The following is a 22785-nucleotide window of genomic DNA, read 5'->3' as shown; positions in this document are numbered from 1 at the left end:
ATCCCTCTCAGGGTTGTAAGTCTTGGGGTCTGAAACGGGGGTCCCGGGGCCGGCGGGCCTTGATCGCTCAAGGCCCGCCGAACTCCCGTCAGACCTCTTCGACGCTGCTCGGCTCGCGCCGGGACAGGTCGATGCCGAGCTCCTCCGCCGCGCGGAAGACGTCCTCGTCGGTGTCACGCATCTCGATGGACATACCGTCGCTGGACAGCACCTCCACGTTCAGGCAGAGAGACTGCATCTCCTTGATGAGCACCTTGAAGGACTCGGGGATGCCGGGCTCGGGGATGTTCTCGCCCTTGACGATGGCCTCGTAGACCTTCACGCGGCCGGTCACGTCGTCGGACTTGATGGTCAGCAGCTCCTGGAGGGCGTAGGCGGCGCCGTACGCCTCCAGCGCCCACACCTCCATCTCACCGAAGCGCTGGCCACCGAACTGGGCCTTACCACCCAGCGGCTGCTGGGTGATCATGGAGTACGGACCGGTCGAGCGGGCGTGCAGCTTGTCGTCGACCAGGTGGTGCAGCTTCAGGATGTACATGTAGCCGACCGAGATCGGGTCCGGGAACGGCTCACCGCTACGGCCGTCGAACAGCCGCGCCTTGCCGGACGGGAGCACCATGCGCTCGCCGTCGCGGTTCGGGATGGTGTGCTGGAGCAGACCCGCCAGCTCGTCCTCACGGGCGCCGTCGAAGACCGGGGTGGCGACGTTGGTGCCCGGGGCGACCTGGTCGGCGCCGATGGCCTGGAGGCGCTGCGCCCACTCGTCGGCGAGACCGGAGACGTCCCAGCCGCGGCTGGCGAGCCAGCCGAGGTGGATCTCCAGCACCTGTCCCGGGTTCATTCGGGACGGCACACCGAGCGGGTTGAGGATGATGTCGACCGGGGTCCCGTCCTCGAGGAACGGCATGTCCTCGATGGGCAGGATCTTGGAGATGACACCCTTGTTGCCGTGCCGGCCGGCGAGCTTGTCGCCGTCCGTGATCTTGCGCTTCTGCGCAACATACACACGCACGAGCTGGTTGACGCCGGGCGGCAGTTCGTCGCCCTCCTCGCGGTCGAAGACGCGCACGCCGATGACCTTGCCGGTCTCGCCGTGCGGCACCTTCAGCGAGGTGTCACGGACCTCACGGGCCTTCTCACCGAAGATCGCGCGCAGCAGGCGCTCCTCCGGCGTCAGCTCGGTCTCACCCTTGGGCGTGACCTTGCCGACGAGGATGTCACCGGCGGTGACCTCGGCGCCGATGCGGATGATGCCGCGCTCGTCGAGGTCGGCGAGGACCTCCTCGGAGACGTTCGGGATGTCCCGGGTGATCTCCTCGGGGCCCAGCTTGGTGTCACGGGCGTCGACCTCGTGCTCCTCGATGTGGATCGAGGAGAGGACGTCGTCCTGCACGAGGCGCTGCGACAGGATGATCGCGTCCTCGTAGTTGTGACCCTCCCACGGCATGAACGCGACCAGCAGGTTCTTGCCGAGGGCCATCTCGCCGTTCTCGGTGGCCGGACCGTCGGCCAGGACCTGGCCCTCGATGATCCGGTCGCCCTCGTTGACGATGACCTTCTGGTTGACCGAGGTGCCCTGGTTGGAGCGGGCGAACTTGGCCAGGCGGTACGTGATGTACGTGCCGTCGTCGTTGGCGGTGGTGATGTAGTCCGCGGAGACCTCCTGGACGACACCCGCCTTCTCGGCCTTGACCACGTCGCCGGCGTCGACGGCGGAGCGGTACTCCATGCCGGTGCCGACGAGCGGGGACTCGCTCTTGATGAGCGGCACGGCCTGGCGCATCATGTTCGCGCCCATGAGGGCACGGTTGGCGTCGTCGTGCTCGAGGAACGGGATCATGGCGGTCGCGACCGACACCATCTGGCGCGGCGAGACGTCCATGTAGTCCACGTCGTCACCGGGGACGTAGTCGACCTCGCCGCCACGGCGGCGGACCAGGACGCGGGACTCCTCGAACCGGAGATCGTCGTTGAGCGTGGCGTTGGCCTGCGCGATGACGAAGCGGTCCTCCTCGTCGGCGGTCAGGTAGTCCACCTCGTCGGTGACCTGGCCGTCGACGACCTTGCGGTACGGGGTCTCGACGAAACCGAACGCGTTGACCCGGCCGTAGGAGGCGAGCGAGCCGATCAGACCGATGTTCGGGCCTTCGGGCGTCTCGATCGGGCACATGCGGCCGTAGTGCGAGGGGTGCACGTCACGGACCTCGAAGCCGGCCCGCTCACGGGAGAGACCACCCGGGCCAAGAGCCGACAGACGGCGCTTGTGGGTGAGACCCGACAGCGGGTTGTTCTGGTCCATGAACTGCGAGAGCTGGCTGGTGCCGAAGAACTCCTTGATGGAGGCGACGACCGGCCGGATGTTGATCAGGGTCTGCGGCGTGATCGCCTCGACGTCCTGGGTCGTCATCCGCTCGCGGACGACGCGCTCCATACGAGCCAGACCCGTGCGGACCTGGTTCTGGATGAGCTCGCCGACGCTGCGCAGACGACGGTTGCCGAAGTGGTCGATGTCGTCGGTCTCGACGACGATCGTCTGGCCGTTGTCCCCGACCGTCTCGGTCTCGCCGGCGTGCAGCTTGACCAGGTACTTGATGGTCGCGATGACGTCCTCGACGGTCAGGACACCGGCGTCGAGGGGCGCGTCCGCGGCCAGCTTCTTGTTGACCTTGTAGCGGCCGACCTTGGCGAGGTCGTAGCGCTTGGGGTTGAAGTAGAGGTTCTCGAGCAGCGTCTGCGCGGCCTCACGCGTGGGGGGCTCGCCCGGACGCAGCTTGCGGTAGATGTCCAAGAGCGCGTCGTCCTGGCCCTGGGTGTGGTCCTTCTCCAGGGTGGCGCGCATGGACTCGTACTCGCCGAACTCCTCGAGGATCTGCTCGGTGGTCCAGCCGAGCGCCTTCAGGAGGACGGTGACCGACTGCTTGCGCTTGCGGTCGATGCGGACACCGACCATGTCGCGCTTGTCGATCTCCATCTCCAGCCAGGCACCCCGGGAGGGGATGATCTTGGCCGAGAAGATGTCCTTGTCGGAGGTCTTGTCGATCGAGGAGTCGAAGTAGACACCCGGCGACCGGACGAGCTGCGACACGACGACACGCTCGGTGCCGTTGATGACGAAGGTGCCCTTGTTGGTCATGAGCGGGAAGTCGCCCATGAAGACCGTCTGGGACTTGATCTCGCCGGTCTCGTTGTTGGTGAACTCGGCCGTCACGAACAGCGGGGCCGCGTACGTGAAGTCGCGGTCCTTGCACTCGTCGATGCTGTTCTTCGGCGGCTCGAAACGGTGGTCGCGGAAGGTCAGCGACATCGACCCGGAGAAGTCCTCGATCGGGGAGATCTCCTCGAAGATCTCTTCGAGGCCGGACTTGGTGGGGACGTCCTGACCGTTCTCCAGAGCCTCCTCGACCCGACTCTGCCAGGCGGTGTTGCCGAGCAGCCAGTCGAAGCTCTCGGTCTGCAGCGCGAGCAGGTTCGGAACCTCGAGAGGCTCCTTGATCTTTGCAAAAGAGATGCGCAGCGGGGCGGTGCTGGCGCCGTTGTTCGTATTCGCGGTCGAGGCGTTGCGCGAGGCGGCCAAGAGGGGGTCCTTCCGAGGGCTCGGACTCACTACGCGCGTACCGGTCCCTCTCCCGCGCACAGAGACAGAGATCCCAGATGGGAGGCACTCTGATCGTCAATGCTCAAGTGAGGGCATGCCCCTGGTGACGGGCAGGGGACAGCTAACAGGCAGCGCAAAGGGTCAGTGTAGCCACTTGGCACACTGATGTCCAGTGCGGGTTTTTCGAGACCCTCGTTGTTCTCAACGCCCTCGGTCTGCTTGCCCTCGACGCACGGTGATACTGCCCTCTTCGCCGTCGATCCATGCCTCGGATTCGGATCCTTGTGACGACGCGTCCTGAGAATTGCGCGCTGCGTGCGGTTCGTCAAGGCCCCCCTGCCGAACCGGGATGCTCGGGAGACACGACGAAGATCACCATACCCCCCGCTCACGCGGCTTCGAGGCAACCGCGGCCGCGCTCCGGGAACGACGAAGAGCGACCACCCGGATGGATGATCGCTCTTCGGTGCACCGGCGTTACAGCCCCCGAGGGGGTTGTTTCAGCCTTTGCTCGCGGTCGTCGCCGACCGCGGGGTGTTACTTGACCTCGACGGAGGCGCCGGCGCCCTTGAGGGCCTCGGCGGCCTTCTCCGCGGCGTCCTTGGCGACCTTCTCGAGAACGGGCTTCGGGGCGCCGTCCACGAGGTCCTTGGCCTCCTTGAGACCCAGGGAGGTCAGCTCACGCACGACCTTGATGACCTGGATCTTCTTGTCGCCGGCGCCGGTCAGGACGACGTCGAACTCGTCCTTCTCCTCAGCGGCCTCGGCCGGGGCGCCGGGGACGGCGGGGCCGGCAACGGCGACCGCGGCGGCGGCGGTGACGTCGAAGCGGTCCTCGAACGCCTTCACGAACTCGGAGAGCTCGATGAGGGTCATCTCGTCGAACTGCGCGAGCAGGTCTTCCTGGCTGAGCTTCGCCATGGTGGGCGATCCTTCCACTAATTCGGCTGGTGCCGGATGTACATGTCTGGCGGGCGTACGATCGGCCCGCTGTGACCGCGTGCCTCAGGCGGACTGCCTCAGGCTGCGGTCATGCTGCGAGCCGAGTTACTCGGCACCGCCCTGCTCGTCGCGCTTGGCGCGAAGGGCGTCCACGGTACGGACGACCTTCGAGGGGAGCGCCTGGAAGAGCTGCGCAGCCTGCGTCTGCTTGCCCTTGAAGGCACCCGCCAGCTTGGCGAGCAGAACCTCGCGGGACTCGAGGTCCGCAAGCTTCTTGATCTCGTCGGCGGACAGCGCCTTGCCGTCAAGGACACCGCCCTTGATGACGAGGTTCGGGTTGTCCTTGGCGAAGTCACGAAGACCCTTCGCCGACACCACCGGGTCACCGGTGACGAAGGCGACCGCCGTCGGACCGTTGAACAGGTCGTCGAGCGAGGTGATCCCGGCCTCGTTGGCCGCAATCTTGGTCAGCGTGTTCTTCACCACGGCGTACTGGGCGTTCTCACCGAGCGAACGACGCAGCGTCTTGAGCTGCGCCACGGTGAGACCCCGGTACTCGGTCAGCACAGCGGCGTTCGAGCTGCGGAACGCTTCCGTCAGCTCGGCTACCGCGGCAGCCTTGTCGGGCCTTGCCATAGAGCGTCGGCCTCCTTCCGGGTGATGAGGACCGCTCAGAAGGGGCTGGCAAAACGAAACGCCCCGGCGCAGGCGCACGGGGCGTGACTCGACCGGAACGGCATCCAGTACGGATTCCGGGCCGGGAGCAACTTCCACAGTCACCTGCGCGGGTCGTCCGCGTATCAGCGGATCCTTCGGCCACCGTCCCCTCTTGCGAGAGCACGGCAACGACCAGCGGTCTTTGGCTTCTGTAGGAGAGTACGGGAGGCGGACGCCGGCAAGCAAATCCGCCCGTACGGGGCCGGGCGGACCTAAGAGGCCCCGCCCTGCTGGACCAGCTCCGCGAAGTCCGCGGTGTCGCTCGCCGGGGGCTCCTCGGCGCTCACCGGGGTGCCGTAGTCGCTGTAGTACGCGGTCTGGGTGAAGGCGCCGGCCGTGGTCTCGCCCTTCTCGACCTTCTTGACCAGCAGATCGTCGTCGTTGACCCAGATGTCGACGGTCTCGGTGGTGACACCGGCCTGGTCGAGCTGCTTCTTCAGGTCGTCGAGCTGCTTCTGGCTGAGGTTGGAGTTCTTCGAGGCCAGGTCGGCCACGTCGACCGTGCCCGAGTAGTGCGTGGTCTGCTGGCCGCGGACCTTCTCCTCGCCGACCTTGCGCACGTCCCCGGAGGCCAGCAGGAGCTTCACCGACTGGTTCGGGGTGGTGTTCTGCATCTGGTCCTTGAGATAGGCGCCCGAGCCGCCCGCGAGGGTCTCCAGGTCGTCGTACGCGTACTTGATCCAGTGCTTGCCGCCGGCCTGCGCCGCGAAGGCGTCGCCCATCTTGGCGTAGTACGCGTCGGGCAGATAGCGGGCCTCCATGGAGGTGCTGCCGGTCTGCCGCATCGTCTCGGCCATGGTGCCGCCGGTGTAGGTGATGGTGAGCGTGCCGGTGAGGCCGTCGCCCCAGCCGAGCGCGCCGTCGGCGGTCATCGACATCACCGAGCCCATGGTCGTGCTCGACTCGACCTTCGCGGAGTCGGCGGCGTCGGTGGACTTCTCGGCGCTGCGCAGGGCGGCCAGCGGCGAGAACCGCGCGGCCCCGTCCTTGCCGGAACCGCCGGAGCCCTTCGATCCCTCCGAGCCCCCTGAGCCCCCCGAGCTACAGCCGGTCACCGCGCTCAGCACGGTCACCGCCGCGATGGTCAGACCGGCACGCCGCAGAGTCGTGCTCTTCATTCGCTCCACCCCCAAGGAATCCTGTGTCCGCACGCTAACGCACGGCGCTGACACCCGTGCGCAATAGGTCGTACGGAAGAGTCGTACGGAAAAAGGGACGAGCCCCGCACCTCGAAAGGTTGCGGGGCTCGTCACCGACTGCTGTGAGCCGTACGACTTCGACGAGTCGACGAATCAGACCGCGGCCGGGTCCTCCTCGACGAGGAGGTTGCGGGTGCGGTTCGGGTCGACCTGGATGCCGGGGCCGATCGTGCTGCTGATCGCGGCCTTCTTGATGTAACGACCCTTGGCGGCGGACGGCTTCAGACGGAGGATCTCCTCCAGGGCCGCGCCGTAGTTCTCCACCAGCTTGGTGTCGTCGAACGACGTCTTGCCGATGATGAAGTGCAGGTTCGAGTGCTTGTCGACGCGGAACTCGATCTTGCCGCCCTTGATCTCGGTCACGGCCTTGGCCGTGTCCGGGGTGACCGTGCCGGTCTTCGGGTTCGGCATCAGGCCACGGGGACCGAGCACGCGGCCGAGGCGGCCGACCTTGCCCATGAGGTCCGGCGTGGCGACGACGGCGTCGAAGTCCAGACGGCCCTTCGCGACCTCGTCGATCAGTTCGTCGGAGCCGACGATGTCGGCGCCCGCGGCCTCCGCGGCCGCAGCACGGTCACCGGTCGCGAAGACCAGGACCCGGGCGGTCTTGCCGGTGCCGTGCGGCAGGTTCACGGTGCCACGGACCATCTGGTCGGCCTTGCGCGGGTCGACACCCAGGCGGAAGGCGACCTCGACGGTGCCGTCGAACTTGCTCGTGGAGGTCTCCTTGGCGAGACGGACGGCCTCGAGCGGGGCGTAGAGCTTCTCCCGGTCGATCTTGGCGTCCGCAGCGCGGAGAGACTTGCTGCGCTTGCTCACTACTGCTCCTGGTGATTCTGAGGAGTCGTGGTACGGGCCGAGCAGGCCCTGCCACTACTGCTGGGTACGGGGGTGAGGTCAGCCCTCGACGGTGACGCCCATGGAACGCGCGGTACCGGCGATGATCTTCGCGGCGGCGTCCAGGTCGTTGGCGTTGAGGTCGGGCAGCTTGGTCGTGGCGATCTCGCGGACCTGCGCCTCGGTGATCTTGGCGACCTTGGTCTTGTGCGGCTCGCCGGAGCCCTTCTCGATGCCCGCGGCCTTGAGGATCATCTTGGCGGCCGGCGGCGTCTTGGTGATGAAGGTGAAGGAGCGGTCCTCGTAGACCGTGATCTCCACCGGGATCACCCAGCCACGCTGCGACTCGGTCGCGGCGTTGTAGGCCTTGCAGAACTCCATGATGTTCACGCCGTGCTGACCCAGCGCCGGGCCGACCGGCGGAGCCGGGTTGGCGGCGCCGGCCTGGATCTGGAGCTTGATGAGCCCCGTGACCTTCTTCTTCTTGGGAGGCATAGCTCTCCGGGTCCTTTCGGTTCGGGTCCTGCCTGCGTTCGGGGGACAACCCGGACGCAGGCATACCGCACAACGATAACGGGTATAGGTGTGCGGCCAAAAACCGAGCAGGTCAGACCGGCTTCGGCAGCCTGTCTGACCTGATCGGAGGCGTGTGGTCCAGAACTAGTTCTTCTGGATCTGGTCGAAGCTCAGCTCGACCGGGGTCTCGCGGCCGAAGATCTCGACGAGGCCCTTGACCTTCTTCGAGTCGGCGTTGATCTCGTTGATCGTGGCCTGGAGGGTGGCGAAGGGGCCGTCGGTGACGGTGACCGAGTCGCCGACCTCGAAGTCCAGCACCTGGACCTCGACCTTGCGCTGCGGGGCGGGCTTGCCCTCGGCCTCGGCGGCCTCGCGGGCGGCCTTCTCCTCGGCCTCCGGGGCGAGCATCTTGACGATCTCGTCCAGGGTCAGCGGGTACGGGTCGTAGGCGTTGCCCACGAAGCCGGTGACGCCGGGGGTGTTGCGGACGACGCCCCAGGACTCGTTCGTCAGGTCCATGCGCACCAGGACGTAGCCCGGGAGCTTGTTCTGGCGGATCGTCTTGCGGTCGCCGTTCTTGATCTGGACGACCTCTTCCTGCGGCACCTCGGCCTGGAAGATGTAGTCCTCGACGTTCAGCGAGACGGCGCGCTGCTCCAGGTTGGTCTTCACGCGGTTCTCGTAGCCGGCGTAGGTGTGGATGACGTACCACTCGCCGGGGAGGGTGCGCAGTTCCTCACGCAGGGCGGCGACGGGGTCGACGGGCTCGGCCGGCTCTTCTTCCTCGACCTCGACCTCGGCCTCGTCCACCTCGACGTCGGCTTCGGCCTCGGTCGCGTCCTCGGCGGCCGCCTCGGTGTCCTCGTCCTCGTCCTCGGCGTGGAGCGCGGCTTCCTCGGCCGGCTCGCCCGCCTCGGCGTCGGCAGCCTCGAACTCGTCCAGGTCCTCGTCAGCGCCCTCGACGATGTCGAGCTCGTCGTCGACGTCGTCGGGCTCGATGGCGTCGTTCAGGTTCTGGTCAGACACGGTGGCTGCTTCTTCCTGGATACATGGGGGTGGAACACGCGAAAGGGGCGCCGATCACCCGGCGCCCTTCGCTCTTGGCTCAGCCGAAGACGTACTTGGCGACGTGGCTGAGTCCATAGTCAATCACGGTCACCAGGCCGATCATGACGACCACGAAGACGATCACCACGGTCGTGTAAGTGGTCAACTGACTCCGCGTGGGCCAGACGACCTTGCGGAGTTCCGCCACGATCTGGCGGTAGAAGAGGGCGAGACGCTTCAGCGGGCCCTTCTTGGCGCGCTTGCCGCCCTTGCGGCCCTTCTTCTTCGCCTCAGGCACTTCGTCCTGGGCATCAGGCGTGTCGATGGAGCCCACGGCATCCGCCATTCGTCCTCACCTGTTCCCGGGTCGTGGCCGTGCCGCGCCCGGTCTGAGCCGCACGGCGGTGCATTGCTGTACGTACATGCGCACACATCCTGGCGAAGGTGTGTGTAGCAGGGCCGGAGGGACTTGAACCCCCAACCGCTGGTTTTGGAGACCAGTGCTCTACCAATTGAGCTACGACCCTTTGTTGCGTCCCCCAACTTACCGCATCCGGCCGGGTGCTCGGTGTGCACCGGTGGAGGCAGGGCTGTTCAAGGCCAACGACGGATGAGTGTACGTGGTCCGAAGCGCCCCGTCGAACGGAAAGTGGTCTTGATCGGATTCCGTCTGGTGTTCTGTCGGCTGCCCGATGGGTGAAACCCGTGTGCCGGGCCTGTTACCCGTCTGAAAACATGGGCCGTATGAGCGCTGCTGCAACCTCTCCCACCGAGCGCCGGGTCTCCGCCCGAATCGGCGCGATCTCCGAGTCCGCCACCCTCGCCGTGGACGCCAAGGCCAAGGCCCTCAAGGCCGCCGGGCGTCCGGTGATCGGCTTCGGCGCCGGCGAACCGGACTTCCCGACCCCGGACTACATCGTCGAAGCCGCCGTCGAGGCGTGCAAGAACCCGAAGTACCACCGCTACACGCCGGCGGGCGGTCTTCCGGAGCTGAAGGCCGCGATCGCCGCGAAGACCCTGCGCGACTCGAACTACGAGGTCGACCCGGCGCAGATCCTGGTGACCAACGGCGGCAAGCAGGCCATCTACGAGGCGTTCGCCGCGATCCTCGACCCGGGCGACGAGGTCATCGTCCCGGCGCCGTACTGGACGACGTACCCGGAGTCCATCCGTCTCGCCGGCGGTGTCCCGGTGGAGGTGGTCGCCGACGAGACCACCGGCTACCGGGTCTCGGTCGAGCAGCTCGAGGCGGCCCGGACCGAGAAGACGAAGGTCGTGCTGTTCGTCTCGCCGTCCAACCCGACGGGCGCGGTCTACAGCGCCGAGGACGCCGAGGCGATCGGCCGCTGGGCCGTCGAGCACGGCCTGTGGGTGCTCACGGACGAGATCTACGAGCACCTCGTCTACGGCGACGCCACGTTCACCTCGCTGCCCGCGATCCTGCCGGAGCTGCGCGACAAGTGCATCGTGGTCAACGGTGTCGCCAAGACGTACGCCATGACCGGCTGGCGGGTCGGGTGGATCATCGGCCCGAAGGACGTCGTGAAGGCCGCGACGAACCTCCAGTCGCACGCCACCTCGAACGTCTCGAACGTCGCCCAGGTCGCCGCGCTGGCCGCCGTCTCCGGCGATCTGTCGGCCGTGGAGAAGATGCGGGAGGCGTTCGACCGCCGCCGCAAGACGATCGTGCGGATGCTCAACGAGATCGACGGCGTCCTGTGCCCGGAGCCCGAGGGCGCGTTCTACGCGTACCCGTCGGTGAAGGCGCTGCTCGGCAAGGAGATCCGCGGCAGGCGCCCGCAGAGCAGCACCGAGCTGGCCGAGCTGATCCTGGACGAGGCCGAGGTCGCGGTCGTCCCGGGCGAGGCGTTCGGCACGCCGGGCTATCTGCGGCTGTCGTACGCCCTGGGTGACGAGGACCTCGTCGAGGGCGTGAGCCGGCTCCAGAAGCTGCTGGCGGAGGCCAGGGACTGAGCTTCCCCTTTCTCGGCTCCCTCTTTCTTTCTCGCACACGCGTGTACGGGCCGTTTCCCCGCGGGGAGGCGGCCCGTTTCTTCGTGCGAGCAAGACCCCGTTCAGGGAATCGGCTACCGGGACGGCGGCGGCGTACGGCAGGATTCCTGGATGGAGCGTGTACGTGATGTCTCTGAGCTGCCGAAGGCCCATCTGCATCTGCACTTCACCGGATCGATGCGGCCCGGGACCGTGCTGGAGCTGGCCGACAAGTACGGCGTGCGGCTGCCCGACGCGCTGACCGAGGCGCTGACCAGCGGGGAGCCGCCGAGACTGCGGGCCACCGACGAGCGGGGCTGGTTCCGCTTCCAGCGGCTGTACGACGCGGCGCGGTCCTGTCTGCGCCGGCCCGAGGACATACAGCGTCTGGTGCGGGAGGCGGCGGAGGAGGACATCAGGGACGGCTCCGGGTGGCTGGAGATCCAGGTCGACCCGACGTCGTACGCGCCCCGGCTGGGCGGGCTGATCCCGGCGCTGGAGATCATCCTGGACGCCGTCGAGACGGCCTCGCGGGAGACCGGGCTCGGGATGCGGGTGCTGGTGGCCGCGAACCGGATGAAGCATCCGCTGGACGCCCGGACCCTGGCCCGCCTCGCGGTGCGCTACGCGGACCGCGGGGTGGTCGGCTTCGGCCTGTCGAACGACGAACGGCGCGGTATGGCGCGGGACTTCGACCGGGCCTTCGCCATCGCGCGGGACGGCGGGCTGATGTCCGCGCCGCACGGCGGCGAGCTGACCGGTCCGTCCTCGGTGCGCGACTGCCTGGACGATCTGCACGCCAACCGGCTGGGGCACGGGGTGCGGGCGGCGGAGGACCCCCGGCTGCTGAAGCGGCTGGCCGACCGGGGCGTGACGTGTGAGGTGTGCCCGGCGTCGAACGTGGCCCTGGGCGTCTACGACAAGCCCGCCGACGTCCCCCTGCGCACCCTGTTCGAGGCCGGCGTGCCGATGGCGCTGGGCGCGGACGACCCGCTGCTGTTCGGCTCCCGGCTGGCCGCGCAGTACGACTTCGCCCGCCGCCACCACGACTTCTCGGACGCGGAACTGGCGGAGCTGGCCCGTCAGTCGATCCGGGGCTCGGCGGCACCGCAGGACACCAAGGCGAAGCTGCTGGCGGGCGTGGACGACTGGCTGGCCGCGTAACCCCGCCCGCGCGTCCGCGTCACAGCCCGGCGCCCACCATCACCGGCTCGTTGACGAGCGTGATCCCGAAGGCGTCCCGGACGCCCGCCACGACCTCGCGGGCCAGGGCGAGCAGGTCCTCGGTCGTGGCCTCGCCCCGGTTGGTGAGGGCGAGGGTGTGCTTGGTGGAGATCCGCGCGGGGCCGCTGCCGTAGCCCTTGGTGAAGCCGGCCTTGTCGATCAGCCAGGCGGCGGAGGTCTTGGTGTGTCCGTCGCCCGCCGGGTAGGAGGGTGGCTCCACGCCCTCGCCCAGGCGCTCCCGCACGCGCGCGTGGAACGCCGCGAAGCCGGCGTCGGTGAGGATCGGGTTGGTGAAGAAGGAGCCGGCCGACCAGGTGTCGTGGTCCTCGGCGTCCAGCACCATCCCCTTCCCCGCCCGCAGCTTCAGCACGGTCTCCCGGGCGGCGGCGAGGGGGACCCGGTCGCCGGCCTCCACGCCCAGCGCGCGGGCGGTCTCGGCGTACTTCAGGGGCGCCGACAGACCGCCGGCGTCCTCCAGCTCGAAGCGCACGCGCAGGACGACGTACCGCTCGGGGTCGCCCTTGAAGCGGCTGTGGCGGTAGGAGAAGGCGCACTCGGCGTTGGAGAGCGTGACCGTCTCCCCCGCGTGCCGGTCGTAGGCGATCACCTCGGTGATCGTGGAGGAGACCTCCTGGCCGTACGCCCCCACGTTCTGGATCGGGGTCGCGCCGGCGGAGCCGGGGATGCCGGCGAGGCACTCGACTCCGGCGAGCCCGGCCTCGACGGTGCGGGCCACGGCGTCGGTCCACACCTCGCCCGCGGCCAGCTCCAGGCGGGTGCCGGTCAGTTCGACGCCGCGGGTGGCGATGCGCAGCGCGGTGCCATCGAAGCCCTTGTCGCCGATGACCAGGTTCGAGCCGCCGCCGATCACCAGCAGCGGTGTGCCGTCGGCGTCGGCCGCGCGGACGGCGGCGATCACCTCGGCGTCGGTGGTCGCGGTCACCAGCCGGGTGGCGGGGCCGCCCAGCCGGAAGGTGGTCAGCGGGGCGAGCGGGGCGTCGTGGAGTTCCAGCACGCGCCCCAGCCTACGAGACCCCACCGACAGCGCCGACACCGCCGACCGGCGCGGGTCCGCGCGGGTGGCTCCGGGCACGCCACGCGCGTGTGGGGCCCCACCGGTGTCGGCGGGGCCCCACACGCGTGTGCGCTTCTTCGAGAGCGGTACGGCGTCGGACGTCGTGCGCGTACGCCGTGCTCAGCGGTCGGCGCCCTCCAGCACCCGGCCCTCGGCGGGCCCGGCCGGAAGATCCGCCTTCGCCGTGGCCGCGCCCTTGCCGGTCCGCCGCATCGACGGAATGAACAGGGTCGCGATCGCGGCCAGGGCGACCACGGCCGCGCCGGTGACCAGGGCGGGCCGCAGTCCGTCCACGAACGTCTGCGCGCTCTCGTAGCCGCCCTGCGCGGCGAAGATCGACCCCATGACGGCGATGCCGAGGGCGCCGCCGACCTCGCGCAGCGCGTTGTTGGCCCCGGAGGCGATGCCCTGCTCCTCGGTGCGGACGCTGGACATCACCAGGTTGGACGCGGGGGCGAAGAACAGCGCCATGCCGACGCCGCTGACGATCAGGCCGGGCAGTTGGGCGGCGTAGGAGACGTCGACGGTCACCACGGTGGCCATCCAGGCGAGCCCGGCGGCCTGGAGGAAGAGGCCGGTGGCGACGACCGGCCGCCCGCCGATCCGGTCGGAGAGGATCCCGGCGATCGGCGCGACGAGCATCGGCATCCCGGTCCAGGGCAGCATCCGCAGCCCCGCCTCGGTGGGCGAGTAGCCGAGGACGCCCTGCATGTACTGGCTGAGCAGGAAGATCGAGCCGAACATGCCGAGGAACATCAGCAGGCTGGCCGCGTTGATGCCGGCGAAGGCCCGGGAGCGGAACAGCCGCATCGGCAGCATGGGGTTGGCGGCGCGGATGCCGTGCAGCACGAAGGCGGCGAGCAGGGCGCTGCCGGCGAACAGTCCGGTCAGCACGACCGCGCTGGTCCAGCCGTCGGCCGGGCCGCGCACCAGGCCGTAGACGATCCCGAAGAGTCCGCCGCTGGCGAGGAGGGTGCCGGGGATGTCGAGGGGCGCGCCGGAGCCGTAGGACTCGGCGAGCCGCAGCCGGGCGAGCGGCAGGAGGGCGAGGCCCAGCGGGACGTTCAGCCAGAAGATCCAGTGCCAGGACACGTGTTCGGTGAGGCTGCCGCCGATCAGCGGCCCGGACGCCACGGCGAGGCCGTTGACGGCGCCCCAGATCCCGTACGCCATCCCTCGCTTGGCCTCGGGCACGGCGGCCGTGAGCAGGGTGAGGGTCAGCGGCATCATGATCGCCGCGCCGACGCCCTGCACCGCGCGGGCGGCGATGAGGGAGTCGATGCCGGGTGCCATGGCCGCGGCGGCGGAGGCACCCGTGAAGATCACGAGGCCGACCTGGAAGAGACGCCGCCGTCCGAACCGGTCACCGAGCGCCGCTCCGAACATCAGCAGGACGGCGAAGGTGAGGGTGTAGGCGCTGACGGTCCATTCGAGATCGTGCAGCGCCCCGCCGAGGTCCTCGCGGATGGAGGGCAGGGCGGTGGTGACGACCAGGTTGTCGAGGGCCGCCATGAATCCGGCGGCCCCGGTGATGACGAGAGCCCAGGCGGCTCCCCCGCGCGGGGCGGTCCGGGTGCTCTGCTGTGCCGTTTCCTGTGACATCTCTCCCCCAGAGAGATCGTTGGTTAGTAATCGCTGACTAACTTTTGAGTCCATGGAACTGCCCGGACCCCCGTACTGCCGCGCACGCGCTTCCCGCGGCTACTTCTCCAGCCGGCCCAGAGCGCGGGCCGCCGGGTAGATCCCCTGCCACACCCGGTGCTCGGGTGCGAACCCCATGGCGACCAGGCAGTTGATGAGCATGCCGTACGCCATGAACGTCGTCGTCTCGTCCACGTCCGCGCCGAGCGGCACATGGACGGTGTCCCACAGCCGCATCCATCCGGCCCGCACGGCCTCGCCGAACTCACGGTCGCCGTCCGCCTCGGCGGCGGCCACGGCGAGGTACGTCTGCATCTGCATCATCAGCCGCTCGGGCTGTTCGACGATGACCTGCGCATACGCGTTCCCCATGGCCATGACGGCTTCCTCGCCCTCAAGACCCTCGGCCGCCTCCTCGAACATGCGCACGAAGTCGGCCATGCACCGCTCCGAGGCCGCGAGGAAGATCGCCTTCTTGCCCGGGAAGAGCCGGAAGAGATACGGCTGCGAGACACCGACCCGCCGGGCGATCGCCTCGGTGGAGGTGCCGTGATAGCCGCCCCGGGCGAACTCGCTCGTCGCCGCCCGGATGACGCTCTCACGCCGTTCTTCCGCACTCATCCTGGCCATGGAATGAAGTTAGTACTCAATCACTAACTACGTCAAGGGGCGGGATTCGCCTGTGGGCCGGACGCGGGTAAGGGGCGCCCCGCAATGGAGGACGCCCCTTACGCAGACAGACCGCGTTGACCCGTGCTCAGGCCAGCCGTACGACCGCCCGGGACATGCCGAGCACCTTCTGGCCTCCGCTGGTCACCGTCAGGTCGACCCGCACGGTGTTGTCGTCGAGCTTGGCCGCCACCTTGCCGGTGACCTCGATCTCGGCGCCCTGGTCGTCGTTCGGGACGACGACGGGCTTGGTGAAGCGCACGCCGTAGTCGACGACCGCGCCCGGGTCCCCGGTCCAGTCGGTGACCACGCGGATCGCCTCGGCCATGGTGAACATGCCGTGCGCGATGACGTCCGGCAGGCCCACCTCCTTGGCGAACCGCTCGTTCCAGTGGATGGGGTTGAAGTCCCCGGAGGCACCCGCGTACTGCACGAGCGTGGCGCGGGTCACCGGGAAGGTGCGCGCCGGCAGCTCGGTGCCGATCTCGACATCGGCGTAAGCGATCCTGGCCGTCATCGGTGTCTCACGCCTCCTCGGCCGCGCGGGCCACGAGCTTGGTCCAGGCGGTCACGACGTGCTCGCCGGCCTCGTCGTGCACCTCGCCGCGGATGTCCAGGATGTCGTTGCCGGCCATCGACTTGATGTTCTCGATGGTCGAGGTCACGGTGAGCCGGTCACCGGCACGCACGGGGCGCTTGTAGGCGAACTTCTGATCGCCGTGCACCACCCGGCTGTAGTCGAGGCCGAGCTGGGGGTCCTGGACGACCTGTCCCGCGGCCTTGAAGGTGATGGAGAACACGAAGGTCGGCGGGGCGATCACATCGGCGTACCCGAGCGCCTTGGCGGCCTCCGGGTCGGTGTAGACCGGGTTGCTGTCCCCCACGGCCTCCGCGAATTCGCGGATCTTCTCCCGGCCCACCTCGTACGGGTCGGTGGGCGGGTAGCTCCGCCCCACGAAGGACTGGTCGAGCGCCATGGGCTCGGCACCTCCTGGCTCTTCCTGGTTGCTCTGCGTTGTGACTCTGCGTTGTGACTGTGCGTGTGACTGTGCGTCGTGGCTCTACGGACCGGTGGTGCGGCTCTACTGGCCGGTACCGGCCCGTGAACGACGTGAGGCCGCCCCCGATCTCTCGGGGACGGCCTCACGTACGAGCCTGATTTATCGCGTCTCGCGGTGCGCGGTGTGCGCGTTGCAACGCGGGCAGTGCTTCTTCATCTCCAGTCGGTCCGGGTTGTTACGCCGGTTCTTCTTGGTGATGTAGTTCCGCTCCTTGCACTCCACGCAGGCCAGCGTGATCTTCGGGCGGACGTCGGTGGCAGCCACGTGAGTGCTCCTTGACGAACGGATAGGACATTTAACGCAAGAAAGAGTAGCCGATCGAAGGACCGACCCCGCAATCGGCTACTGTCAGTAGCGGTGACCGGACTTGAACCGGTGACACAGCGATTATGAGCCGCTTGCTCTACCGACTGAGCTACACCGCTTTGATGTGATCAGGTCCCGCCTCGCGACGGGAACCTCACACACCAGAGCCCCAATACGGAATCGAACCGTAGACCTTCTCCTTACCATGGAGACGCTCTGCCGACTGAGCTATTGGGGCGAGCGATGAAGACATTACACGGTCCGCAGCCGTTCACCCAAATCCGTTTCCGGGGGTCCGTCGCGGCCGCGCGGGAGGCCGTTTCCCCAGCCCCCGCCGCCCTCACGAGCCCCTCCCGGCTCCCGGGGCGCACCGGTACGACTATTGCGCTCCTCCCCGACAGCGCCGGGCCCCCGCCCTAGGCTCGACTCACTCTGTGTGATCTTGCGTCCCCCCGCGCAGTGCCCGATCCTCCTGGAGCGCGATGCCCGACAGCCAGCCGCAGCCGTCCCCCTGGTCGTCCTCGTCCGGCGTCCCGGGAGGCATGCCGGATCCGGCCGCCCTGCTGTTGTGCGGGGCCCGTCTGACGGACGGCCGGACCGTGGACGTACGGCTGAGCCGCGGCCGTATCGAGGCGGTCGGCACGGTCGGCAGCCTGGCCCCGGGCCCGGCCCGCTCCCCCGGCACCCGCGTGGACCTCAGCGGCTACCTCCTGCTGCCCGCCCCCGCCGAACCCCACGCCCACGCCGACACCGCGCTGTCGGCCGACGCCGACGGCCCCGTCTCGTACGCCCCGCCGGACGTCCAGCGCCGTGCCACGGAGGCCGCGCTCCTGCAACTCGGCCACGGCGCGACCGCGTTGCGCGCCCATGTGCGGGTGGGCGACGTCCAGGGCCTCGGCGCGCTGACCGCCGTCCTGCGGGTCCGGCGCTCGCTGCACGGCCTGGCGGACCTCTCGGCGGTGGCGGTGCCGCGGCTGCTGACCGGGGCGGCCGGCGCGGACGGCCTCGCGATGCTGCGGGACGCGCTGAAGATGGGCGCCGCGGTGGTGGGCGGCTGCCCGGACCTGGACCCGGACCCCACGGGGTACGTGGAGGCCGTCCTGGAGGTCGCCTCCGAGCACGGCTGCCCGGTCGACCTGCACACCGACGCCGCCGATCCGGCGCGGCTGGCCCGGCTCGCCGCGATGGCGGGCGGCCTGCGCCCCGGTGTCACCCTCAGCCCCTGCGGCGGCCTCGACCGCCTGCCCGCCGAGGCCGCCGGCCGCACGGCCGACCAACTCGCCGCCGCCGGGATCAGCGTGGTGTGCCTGCCGCAGGGCGGCTGCGGGGGCTGTGGGGGCGGCGCACAGGAGCGCGGCACGGCGCCCGTACGGCTGCTGCGCGCGGCCGGGGTGCGGGTGGCGGCCGGCAGCGGCGCGCTGCGGGACGTCTCCAACCCTGTCGGCCGCGGCGACCCGCTGGAGGCCGCCTATCTGCTCGCCTCCCGCCACGGCCTGCGCCCCGAGGACGCCTACGACGCCGTGAGCGCGTCGGCGCGGGCGGTGCTGGCGCTGCCCGAGGTCCGGGTCGAGGCGGGCTTCCCGGCGGACCTGCTGGCGGTCCGCGGCGACCGCCTCTCCGCGGCGCTCTCCCTTGCGTACAGCCGCATCGTGATCCACCGGGGCCGTGTGGTGGCCCGCACGAGCGCGGTCCGCGAGTACTGCAACTCGGCGGGCTCTTCGACGGCGACGGAAGCGGGGTTGCCTCGGCAGGGGCGGGGGGAGTTGTCGTAGGGGTGGGGGCCGGGGGGCGGCTGTGTCGGGTGGAGCCGTGGGGGGCGGCGCGGGCGTCCGCGGCGCCGACGGCCGAGCGGCATTTCGCGGGGCGGGCCCGTGGGCGTTGCGTCTTGCGTCTTGCGTCTTGCGGGAAGTCGGAGGGAGTTGCGGGGCTGGCGGTGGACGCGGTCCCCGGCTGACGGGTGCGGTCGGGCGGGGTAGCCGAGCGGCCAGGCAAGAGGAGGACCGGGGCCGCCCGGCGAGGTCGCAGTCCGGCGCGGGCGCGAACGACGACGCCCGGGCGTACGGTCGAAAGCATGCGCATTGTCATCGCTGGTGGTCATGGTCAGATCGCGCTGCTGCTGGAGCGTCGGCTCGCCGCGCGCGGGGACGAGGTGGCGGGGATCATCCGCAACCCCGAACAGGCCGACGACCTGAGGGAGGCGGGAGCCGAACCGGTCGTCCTGGACCTGGAGTCGGCGTCGGTCGAGGCGGTCGCGGAGCGGCTGCGCGGCGCGGACGCCGCGGTGTTCGCGGCGGGCGCCGGGCCGGGCAGCGGTACGGCCCGCAAGAACACCGTCGACAAGGGCGCGGCGGTGCTGTTCGCGGACGCGGCGGTCCTGGCGGGCGTACGGCGGTTCGTGGTCGTGTCGTCGATGGGCGCGAATCCGAAGCACGACGGCCGTGAGGTCTTCGACGTCTATCTGCGTGCCAAGGGCGAGGCGGACGCCCATGTGCAGCGGCAGAAGTCCCTCGACTGGACGATCCTGCGCCCCGGCTCGCTCACGGACGACCCCGGCACGGGCCTGGTCCGCCTGGAGGCGCACACGGGCCGCGGACCGGTACCCCGCGAGGACGTGGCCGCGGTGCTGGCGGAACTCCTGGACTCCCCGGCGACGGCGGGCCTGACCCTGGAACTGATCGGCGGCCCGGTACCGGTGCCGGTGGCGGTGAAGTCGGTGGCGGGCAACTGAGCAGGGGCTTTATTAAGCCCTAGAAGAGAGACAACTGACCGGGAAACTCCGGCACGGCGTACCCGTCCAACGTGGGCTGCGCGGCGCCGAGTTGTGCTGTGCGGCGGGAGCCGGGACAGGAGACCAGTTGCCCGATCTCGCGTGCGCCGGGCGGGTCGTGCCGGGCGAACCGTCCGGCGACGACGGCGATCTCGCGACGGCACTCGGGGCAGGTTCTGCGACGGCTGGACATGGGGTCAGTGTGCCCCAGTGGGCCACCCGGGTACCTCCGCGCGAGGCACGCCCCGCTCACCGCGCGGAACGGCCCCCGCCTCCCTAGCATCCGAAAGGTGGCACATACCTTCGAGGAACTCGTCCAGAAGCAGCGCGCGGCCGACGAGGCACACGTGAGGGTGCTTCACCTGCGGGACACCTACGGCGCGCCCACCGTCACCCCTTGGTCGGAGACACAGACCGACACCTACGAGACCGCCTGGCGCGCCTGGCGCGACCTCGCCCGCGACGTCCAGGCGGCGGTGACGGACTACGCCAAGGAGGAGGGCAAGCCCCGCAACGATGTCGAGGCAGACGTAAAACGCGAGGCAAAGTCCCCGGACCCAACGGCCGAACCCCCGACCGAGGACTGAGGTCGCTCCGCCGCCCGCCTACTAACCTGCGGGCCATGACGACGCCCGCCCCGCATGACGGCCCCCTGTCCGACCTGGAGTTCGACCAGTTCCGTGATCTCCTGCGCCGGTACTGCGCGCATGAACTCGATCAGTGGGAGCACTTGCAGACCGAAACGCCGTACGGGCCCGTGTACGTGTCCTTCTCCCGCGCGCTGCCGCCGGACACACCGTCCGAGGCATACAGGCCGTTCTAGGCCCCCGACTCCGCCGGAGGCGGCGGGGGCACCGGCACGAGCCGGAAACGAAATCGGTCCCCGACCAGACTTGCTGGTCGGGGACCGATTCTCTCAGCGTGGCGGCGCCAGGATTCGAACCTGGGAAGGCTGAGCCGGCAGATTTACAGCGGGCTCAGCCTGCGTCCTATGACCTGCACGTTTCCTTGATCGGTGTCTCACCGGGGGACGCCTGGGGATCCGGCTCCGCCATCCACCCACGGGCTGCGGGCCAGTCCCAGCGGCATCTGATAGACCACGCGGATGGTGTCTGCGGAACACGGCGAGGCGGAAGCCCTGCACCTGGCTCCAGTGCATAGGGGATGGACCGCCACCTGACACCAGGGGTCTCATGGCGGCTCAATGCATGAGTCTGTCTGCCCACCTGTGACGTGGCTGACGGTCCACCTCAAAGACCTCAGGAAGATGCGTCCTGACAGACACGCTGAGACCATTGCCATCTGACACGTAGAGCCCAACGACCCCTACTCCGCACTCGTTGAATCTGCCACCATGTTGCACAGATCCCGGACACTAAGGGGCGAACCGTGCGTGCGACTGTCTATCTCTTCCGAACCGAAGCAGCCTCTTTCGATGAATTGCTCCGCGAGTTCCCGGAAGGTTCACGAGCCCCCGAGCAGCGAGACCTTGCCGATGGTTTGGACATGGAGTGTGAAGTTTGGATAATGCCACAGGAGCCTAGGCCGCCCACATGGCTCAAGTACGTCACCTCGTTGGCTAACCTGTCCGACCTGAGGAACTCGACTTCCTCTGTAGCCATTCTCTTCAAGGCCGGCGATCGATTCTTCGCCGTATGTTTCGGATACTCCCAGTCCATGCTAAATCATGAACTCCTAGAACCGGAATTCGGGTTGCGCGTCACAGCAAACATGGCCGACCCAGAGAAAATTGCAGCCATGCAAGTGCGCACTCTGAGTGAAAATTCTCGGCAGCAACGCAGCCAGACGGCCAATAAATCGCGAGTAGCAGACTTCGACCTGGAAGTCGAAAGAGAATGGTTGCGCTACTTGAAGGCCGATGTGACAGCGGGCGTAGATTGGGCCAACGGTGTAGGCGGCTCACAGTCACTCTCTCTGACCACGGATCACGAGCTAGCCGAATTCCCTTCAATTCTAAGTGCACTCCTGTCGGAGTTTGAATCAGACTCATACAAGGGCAAGTTCCCGTACATAGACAACTTTACTCCCATCGCTAAAGGTGATCCGGTTCTTGATGACCTCTGGACTGCCCTGATAGAAGCGATCAAACAGCCCGACGGAAAGAAGATTGGCGTCGCATCACCTGACGACCTTCTTGGGGCAGACGTTGCTTCCTGGAAGATCTTCGGAGATGGAAAGAGAGGCAGGGCGCCAGTCGAAGAGCTGAGCTTCTCATCCATCGTCGATCAAATAGACGTCGATAAGCTGGAGGCCGACCGCGAAAAACTGAAAATCGTCCCACTGAACGTATCGGACGAGGCCATTAGAACCAAAAGACCCCTGACCGACTACTTCGTATTCGAGTTTGACTCAAGCGGAGAAACTTACGCCCTCTGCCTGGGGCAGTGGTTCCAAATATCCTCCGACTATGTCGCGGAGATCAACGAAAGAATATCCCGAATAGAGGATATAACCGACTCGATCCGCCTACCCGCGTGGAAATCGGGAAAGGAGGGTGAATATAACGAAAGGGTCTGCAAGCAATTCGGTTACATACATTTGGACGCCAAGAACTTCAGCATCGGCGGACCCCACCAGAAAATTGAAGTATGCGACTTCATAACTCCAGATTTCGACTTCGTCTGCGTTAAGAAGATGGAGGACTCTGCAACAATGTCCCACCTCTTCAGCCAGGCCGCCGTATCCGCTGACCTTTACTTCATGAATGCCCAGGGACAGGGGGCAAATAGCACCGGTTATGCCGACCACATCAAGTCTCTCTACAAGCAAAAATGGGGAACTGTCGACACGGTCGAGGCAGAAAGGAGGATGGTCCTGGCGATAGCCACGGAAAAGCCGGGCCCGATTGCAAGTTCACTATTTTTCTTCAGTAAGGTAAATCTTGCGCAGAGAGTCGAAGACCTTCGTAAGTCTGCCTTCAGGGTGGCAATCGCCAAGATTGCTCGGTGATCCTAGATGTAGGGACCTAACCCGCCTGGAACTCCGTGCGGTCAGCCCATCGCCTACTGAGCAGCACGCCCACGCCCTCGTGCGCCGGCTCCACTTCGGCCGACCTGACCGGCCGCCAGTGCTGTCGGCGTCAGACGGCCGTCTCCATTCAGAGAGCCAGATGCCCGCGGACCTGGCGCCGATTGACGCGAGCGGCCGAAAGTTGGCGTTGCATCGTCCTGTACCTT

At 68.0% G+C, this 22785-nt stretch carries 22 protein-coding genes and 3 tRNA genes; 7 read left to right on the top strand and 18 right to left on the bottom strand.

What is annotated here, in order from left to right:
• Nucleotides 1-88 precede the first annotated feature (88 nt).
• The 9 genes from rpoB to AFM16_RS23310 all read right to left on the bottom strand — a co-directional run bounded on the left by rpoB (nucleotide 89) and on the right by AFM16_RS23310 (nucleotide 9380).
• Complete coding sequence (gene rpoB / locus AFM16_RS23355; protein ID WP_030788332.1) at nucleotides 89-3574, bottom strand: DNA-directed RNA polymerase subunit beta; 3486 nt, start codon at nucleotides 3572-3574, stop codon at nucleotides 89-91.
• A gap of 558 nt (nucleotides 3575-4132) precedes the next feature.
• Nucleotides 4133-4516 carry a 50S ribosomal protein L7/L12 gene (gene rplL, locus AFM16_RS23345; protein WP_078634521.1) on the bottom strand — a complete coding sequence of 128 codons (384 nt, stop codon included), beginning with the start codon at nucleotides 4514-4516 and terminating at the stop codon, nucleotides 4133-4135.
• 126 nt (nucleotides 4517-4642) lie between these two features.
• Complete coding sequence (gene rplJ, locus AFM16_RS23340; protein WP_030788337.1) at nucleotides 4643-5173, bottom strand: 50S ribosomal protein L10; 531 nt, start codon at nucleotides 5171-5173, stop codon at nucleotides 4643-4645.
• 293 nt (nucleotides 5174-5466) lie between these two features.
• The gene (locus tag AFM16_RS23335) at nucleotides 5467-6372 is read right to left on the bottom strand and encodes an SCO4651 family lipoprotein (protein WP_030788339.1); all 906 of its coding nucleotides are present in this window, start codon (nucleotides 6370-6372) and stop codon (nucleotides 5467-5469) included.
• Between the two features lie 174 nt (nucleotides 6373-6546).
• A complete protein-coding gene (rplA, locus tag AFM16_RS23330; protein ID WP_030788341.1) occupies nucleotides 6547-7272 on the bottom strand; it encodes a 50S ribosomal protein L1 in 726 nt (241 codons plus the stop codon).
• Between the two features lie 78 nt (nucleotides 7273-7350).
• On the bottom strand, nucleotides 7351-7785 hold the full coding sequence (gene rplK / locus AFM16_RS23325) for a 50S ribosomal protein L11 (RefSeq protein WP_030317334.1): 435 nt from the start codon (nucleotides 7783-7785) through the stop codon (nucleotides 7351-7353).
• A 165-nt stretch (nucleotides 7786-7950) separates the two neighbouring features.
• The gene (gene nusG / locus AFM16_RS23320; RefSeq protein ID WP_030788343.1) at nucleotides 7951-8832 is read right to left on the bottom strand and encodes a transcription termination/antitermination protein NusG; all 882 of its coding nucleotides are present in this window, start codon (nucleotides 8830-8832) and stop codon (nucleotides 7951-7953) included.
• Nucleotides 8833-8911: 79 nt separating this feature from the next.
• The gene (gene secE, locus AFM16_RS23315; protein WP_030788344.1) at nucleotides 8912-9199 is read right to left on the bottom strand and encodes a preprotein translocase subunit SecE; all 288 of its coding nucleotides are present in this window, start codon (nucleotides 9197-9199) and stop codon (nucleotides 8912-8914) included.
• Between the two features lie 108 nt (nucleotides 9200-9307).
• Nucleotides 9308-9380 (bottom strand) — tRNA-Trp (locus tag AFM16_RS23310).
• A 208-nt stretch (nucleotides 9381-9588) separates the two neighbouring features.
• On the opposite strand from AFM16_RS23310, the gene AFM16_RS23305 reads away from it, so the two are divergent.
• Both AFM16_RS23305 and AFM16_RS23300 read left to right on the top strand, forming a co-directional pair.
• Complete coding sequence (locus tag AFM16_RS23305) at nucleotides 9589-10827, top strand: pyridoxal phosphate-dependent aminotransferase (protein ID WP_179123302.1); 1239 nt, start codon at nucleotides 9589-9591, stop codon at nucleotides 10825-10827.
• 150 nt (nucleotides 10828-10977) lie between these two features.
• Nucleotides 10978-12009 carry an adenosine deaminase gene (locus AFM16_RS23300; RefSeq protein ID WP_078634519.1) on the top strand — a complete coding sequence of 344 codons (1032 nt, stop codon included), beginning with the start codon at nucleotides 10978-10980 and terminating at the stop codon, nucleotides 12007-12009.
• Between the two features lie 19 nt (nucleotides 12010-12028).
• Here the strand turns inward: AFM16_RS23300 and AFM16_RS23295 are convergent, their stop codons facing one another.
• The 8 genes from AFM16_RS23295 to AFM16_RS23260 form a co-directional block, all read right to left on the bottom strand.
• Nucleotides 12029-13084: a UDP-N-acetylmuramate dehydrogenase gene (locus AFM16_RS23295; protein ID WP_078634518.1), complete on the bottom strand. Its 1056-nt coding sequence runs from the start codon at nucleotides 13082-13084 to the stop codon at nucleotides 12029-12031.
• Nucleotides 13085-13264: 180 nt separating this feature from the next.
• Entirely contained in the window at nucleotides 13265-14746 is a 1482-nt protein-coding gene (locus AFM16_RS23290) for an MFS transporter (protein ID WP_078634517.1), read from the bottom strand.
• A 99-nt stretch (nucleotides 14747-14845) separates the two neighbouring features.
• The gene (locus AFM16_RS23285; RefSeq protein ID WP_030788354.1) at nucleotides 14846-15415 is read right to left on the bottom strand and encodes a TetR/AcrR family transcriptional regulator; all 570 of its coding nucleotides are present in this window, start codon (nucleotides 15413-15415) and stop codon (nucleotides 14846-14848) included.
• A gap of 127 nt (nucleotides 15416-15542) precedes the next feature.
• Nucleotides 15543-15971 carry a MaoC family dehydratase gene (locus AFM16_RS23280; protein ID WP_030788356.1) on the bottom strand — a complete coding sequence of 143 codons (429 nt, stop codon included), beginning with the start codon at nucleotides 15969-15971 and terminating at the stop codon, nucleotides 15543-15545.
• Nucleotides 15972-15978: 7 nt separating this feature from the next.
• The gene (locus tag AFM16_RS23275) at nucleotides 15979-16431 is read right to left on the bottom strand and encodes a MaoC family dehydratase N-terminal domain-containing protein (protein WP_030788359.1); all 453 of its coding nucleotides are present in this window, start codon (nucleotides 16429-16431) and stop codon (nucleotides 15979-15981) included.
• Nucleotides 16432-16614: 183 nt separating this feature from the next.
• Nucleotides 16615-16779, bottom strand: a complete 165-nt coding sequence (gene rpmG, locus AFM16_RS23270) for a 50S ribosomal protein L33 (protein ID WP_003948671.1) — start codon at nucleotides 16777-16779, stop codon at nucleotides 16615-16617.
• An 88-nt stretch (nucleotides 16780-16867) separates the two neighbouring features.
• Nucleotides 16868-16940: transfer RNA gene (locus AFM16_RS23265), tRNA-Met, on the bottom strand.
• Between the two features lie 46 nt (nucleotides 16941-16986).
• Nucleotides 16987-17059 (bottom strand) — tRNA-Thr (locus tag AFM16_RS23260).
• 244 nt (nucleotides 17060-17303) lie between these two features.
• Here AFM16_RS23260 and AFM16_RS23255 point away from each other — a divergent pair.
• Together AFM16_RS23255 and AFM16_RS23250 are read left to right on the top strand one after the other, a co-directional pair.
• Complete coding sequence (locus tag AFM16_RS23255) at nucleotides 17304-18593, top strand: amidohydrolase family protein (RefSeq protein ID WP_078634516.1); 1290 nt, start codon at nucleotides 17304-17306, stop codon at nucleotides 18591-18593.
• A gap of 299 nt (nucleotides 18594-18892) precedes the next feature.
• The gene (locus AFM16_RS23250; RefSeq protein WP_078634515.1) at nucleotides 18893-19549 is read left to right on the top strand and encodes an SDR family oxidoreductase; all 657 of its coding nucleotides are present in this window, start codon (nucleotides 18893-18895) and stop codon (nucleotides 19547-19549) included.
• A gap of 19 nt (nucleotides 19550-19568) precedes the next feature.
• On the opposite strand, the gene AFM16_RS23245 is transcribed toward AFM16_RS23250, so the two are convergent.
• Nucleotides 19569-19781, bottom strand: a complete 213-nt coding sequence (locus AFM16_RS23245; RefSeq protein WP_078637065.1) for a hypothetical protein — start codon at nucleotides 19779-19781, stop codon at nucleotides 19569-19571.
• A gap of 97 nt (nucleotides 19782-19878) precedes the next feature.
• On the opposite strand from AFM16_RS23245, the gene AFM16_RS23240 reads away from it, so the two are divergent.
• The 3 genes from AFM16_RS23240 to AFM16_RS23230 all read left to right on the top strand — a co-directional run bounded on the left by AFM16_RS23240 (nucleotide 19879) and on the right by AFM16_RS23230 (nucleotide 22558).
• Nucleotides 19879-20175, top strand: coding sequence for a hypothetical protein (locus tag AFM16_RS23240; protein WP_078634514.1), 297 nt, complete (start codon nucleotides 19879-19881; stop codon nucleotides 20173-20175).
• A gap of 35 nt (nucleotides 20176-20210) precedes the next feature.
• The gene (locus tag AFM16_RS23235; protein WP_030788373.1) at nucleotides 20211-20411 is read left to right on the top strand and encodes a hypothetical protein; all 201 of its coding nucleotides are present in this window, start codon (nucleotides 20211-20213) and stop codon (nucleotides 20409-20411) included.
• A 566-nt stretch (nucleotides 20412-20977) separates the two neighbouring features.
• Nucleotides 20978-22558: a TIGR04141 family sporadically distributed protein gene (locus AFM16_RS23230; protein WP_167797240.1), complete on the top strand. Its 1581-nt coding sequence runs from the start codon at nucleotides 20978-20980 to the stop codon at nucleotides 22556-22558.
• Nucleotides 22559-22785: the final 227 nt, after the last annotated feature.

The organism is Streptomyces antibioticus, assembly GCF_002019855.1.
Taxonomy (GTDB): domain Bacteria; phylum Actinomycetota; class Actinomycetes; order Streptomycetales; family Streptomycetaceae; genus Streptomyces; species Streptomyces antibioticus_B.
Note: the sequence above shows the minus strand (reverse complement) of the source record. Positions and strands in the feature narration are given on the sequence as shown.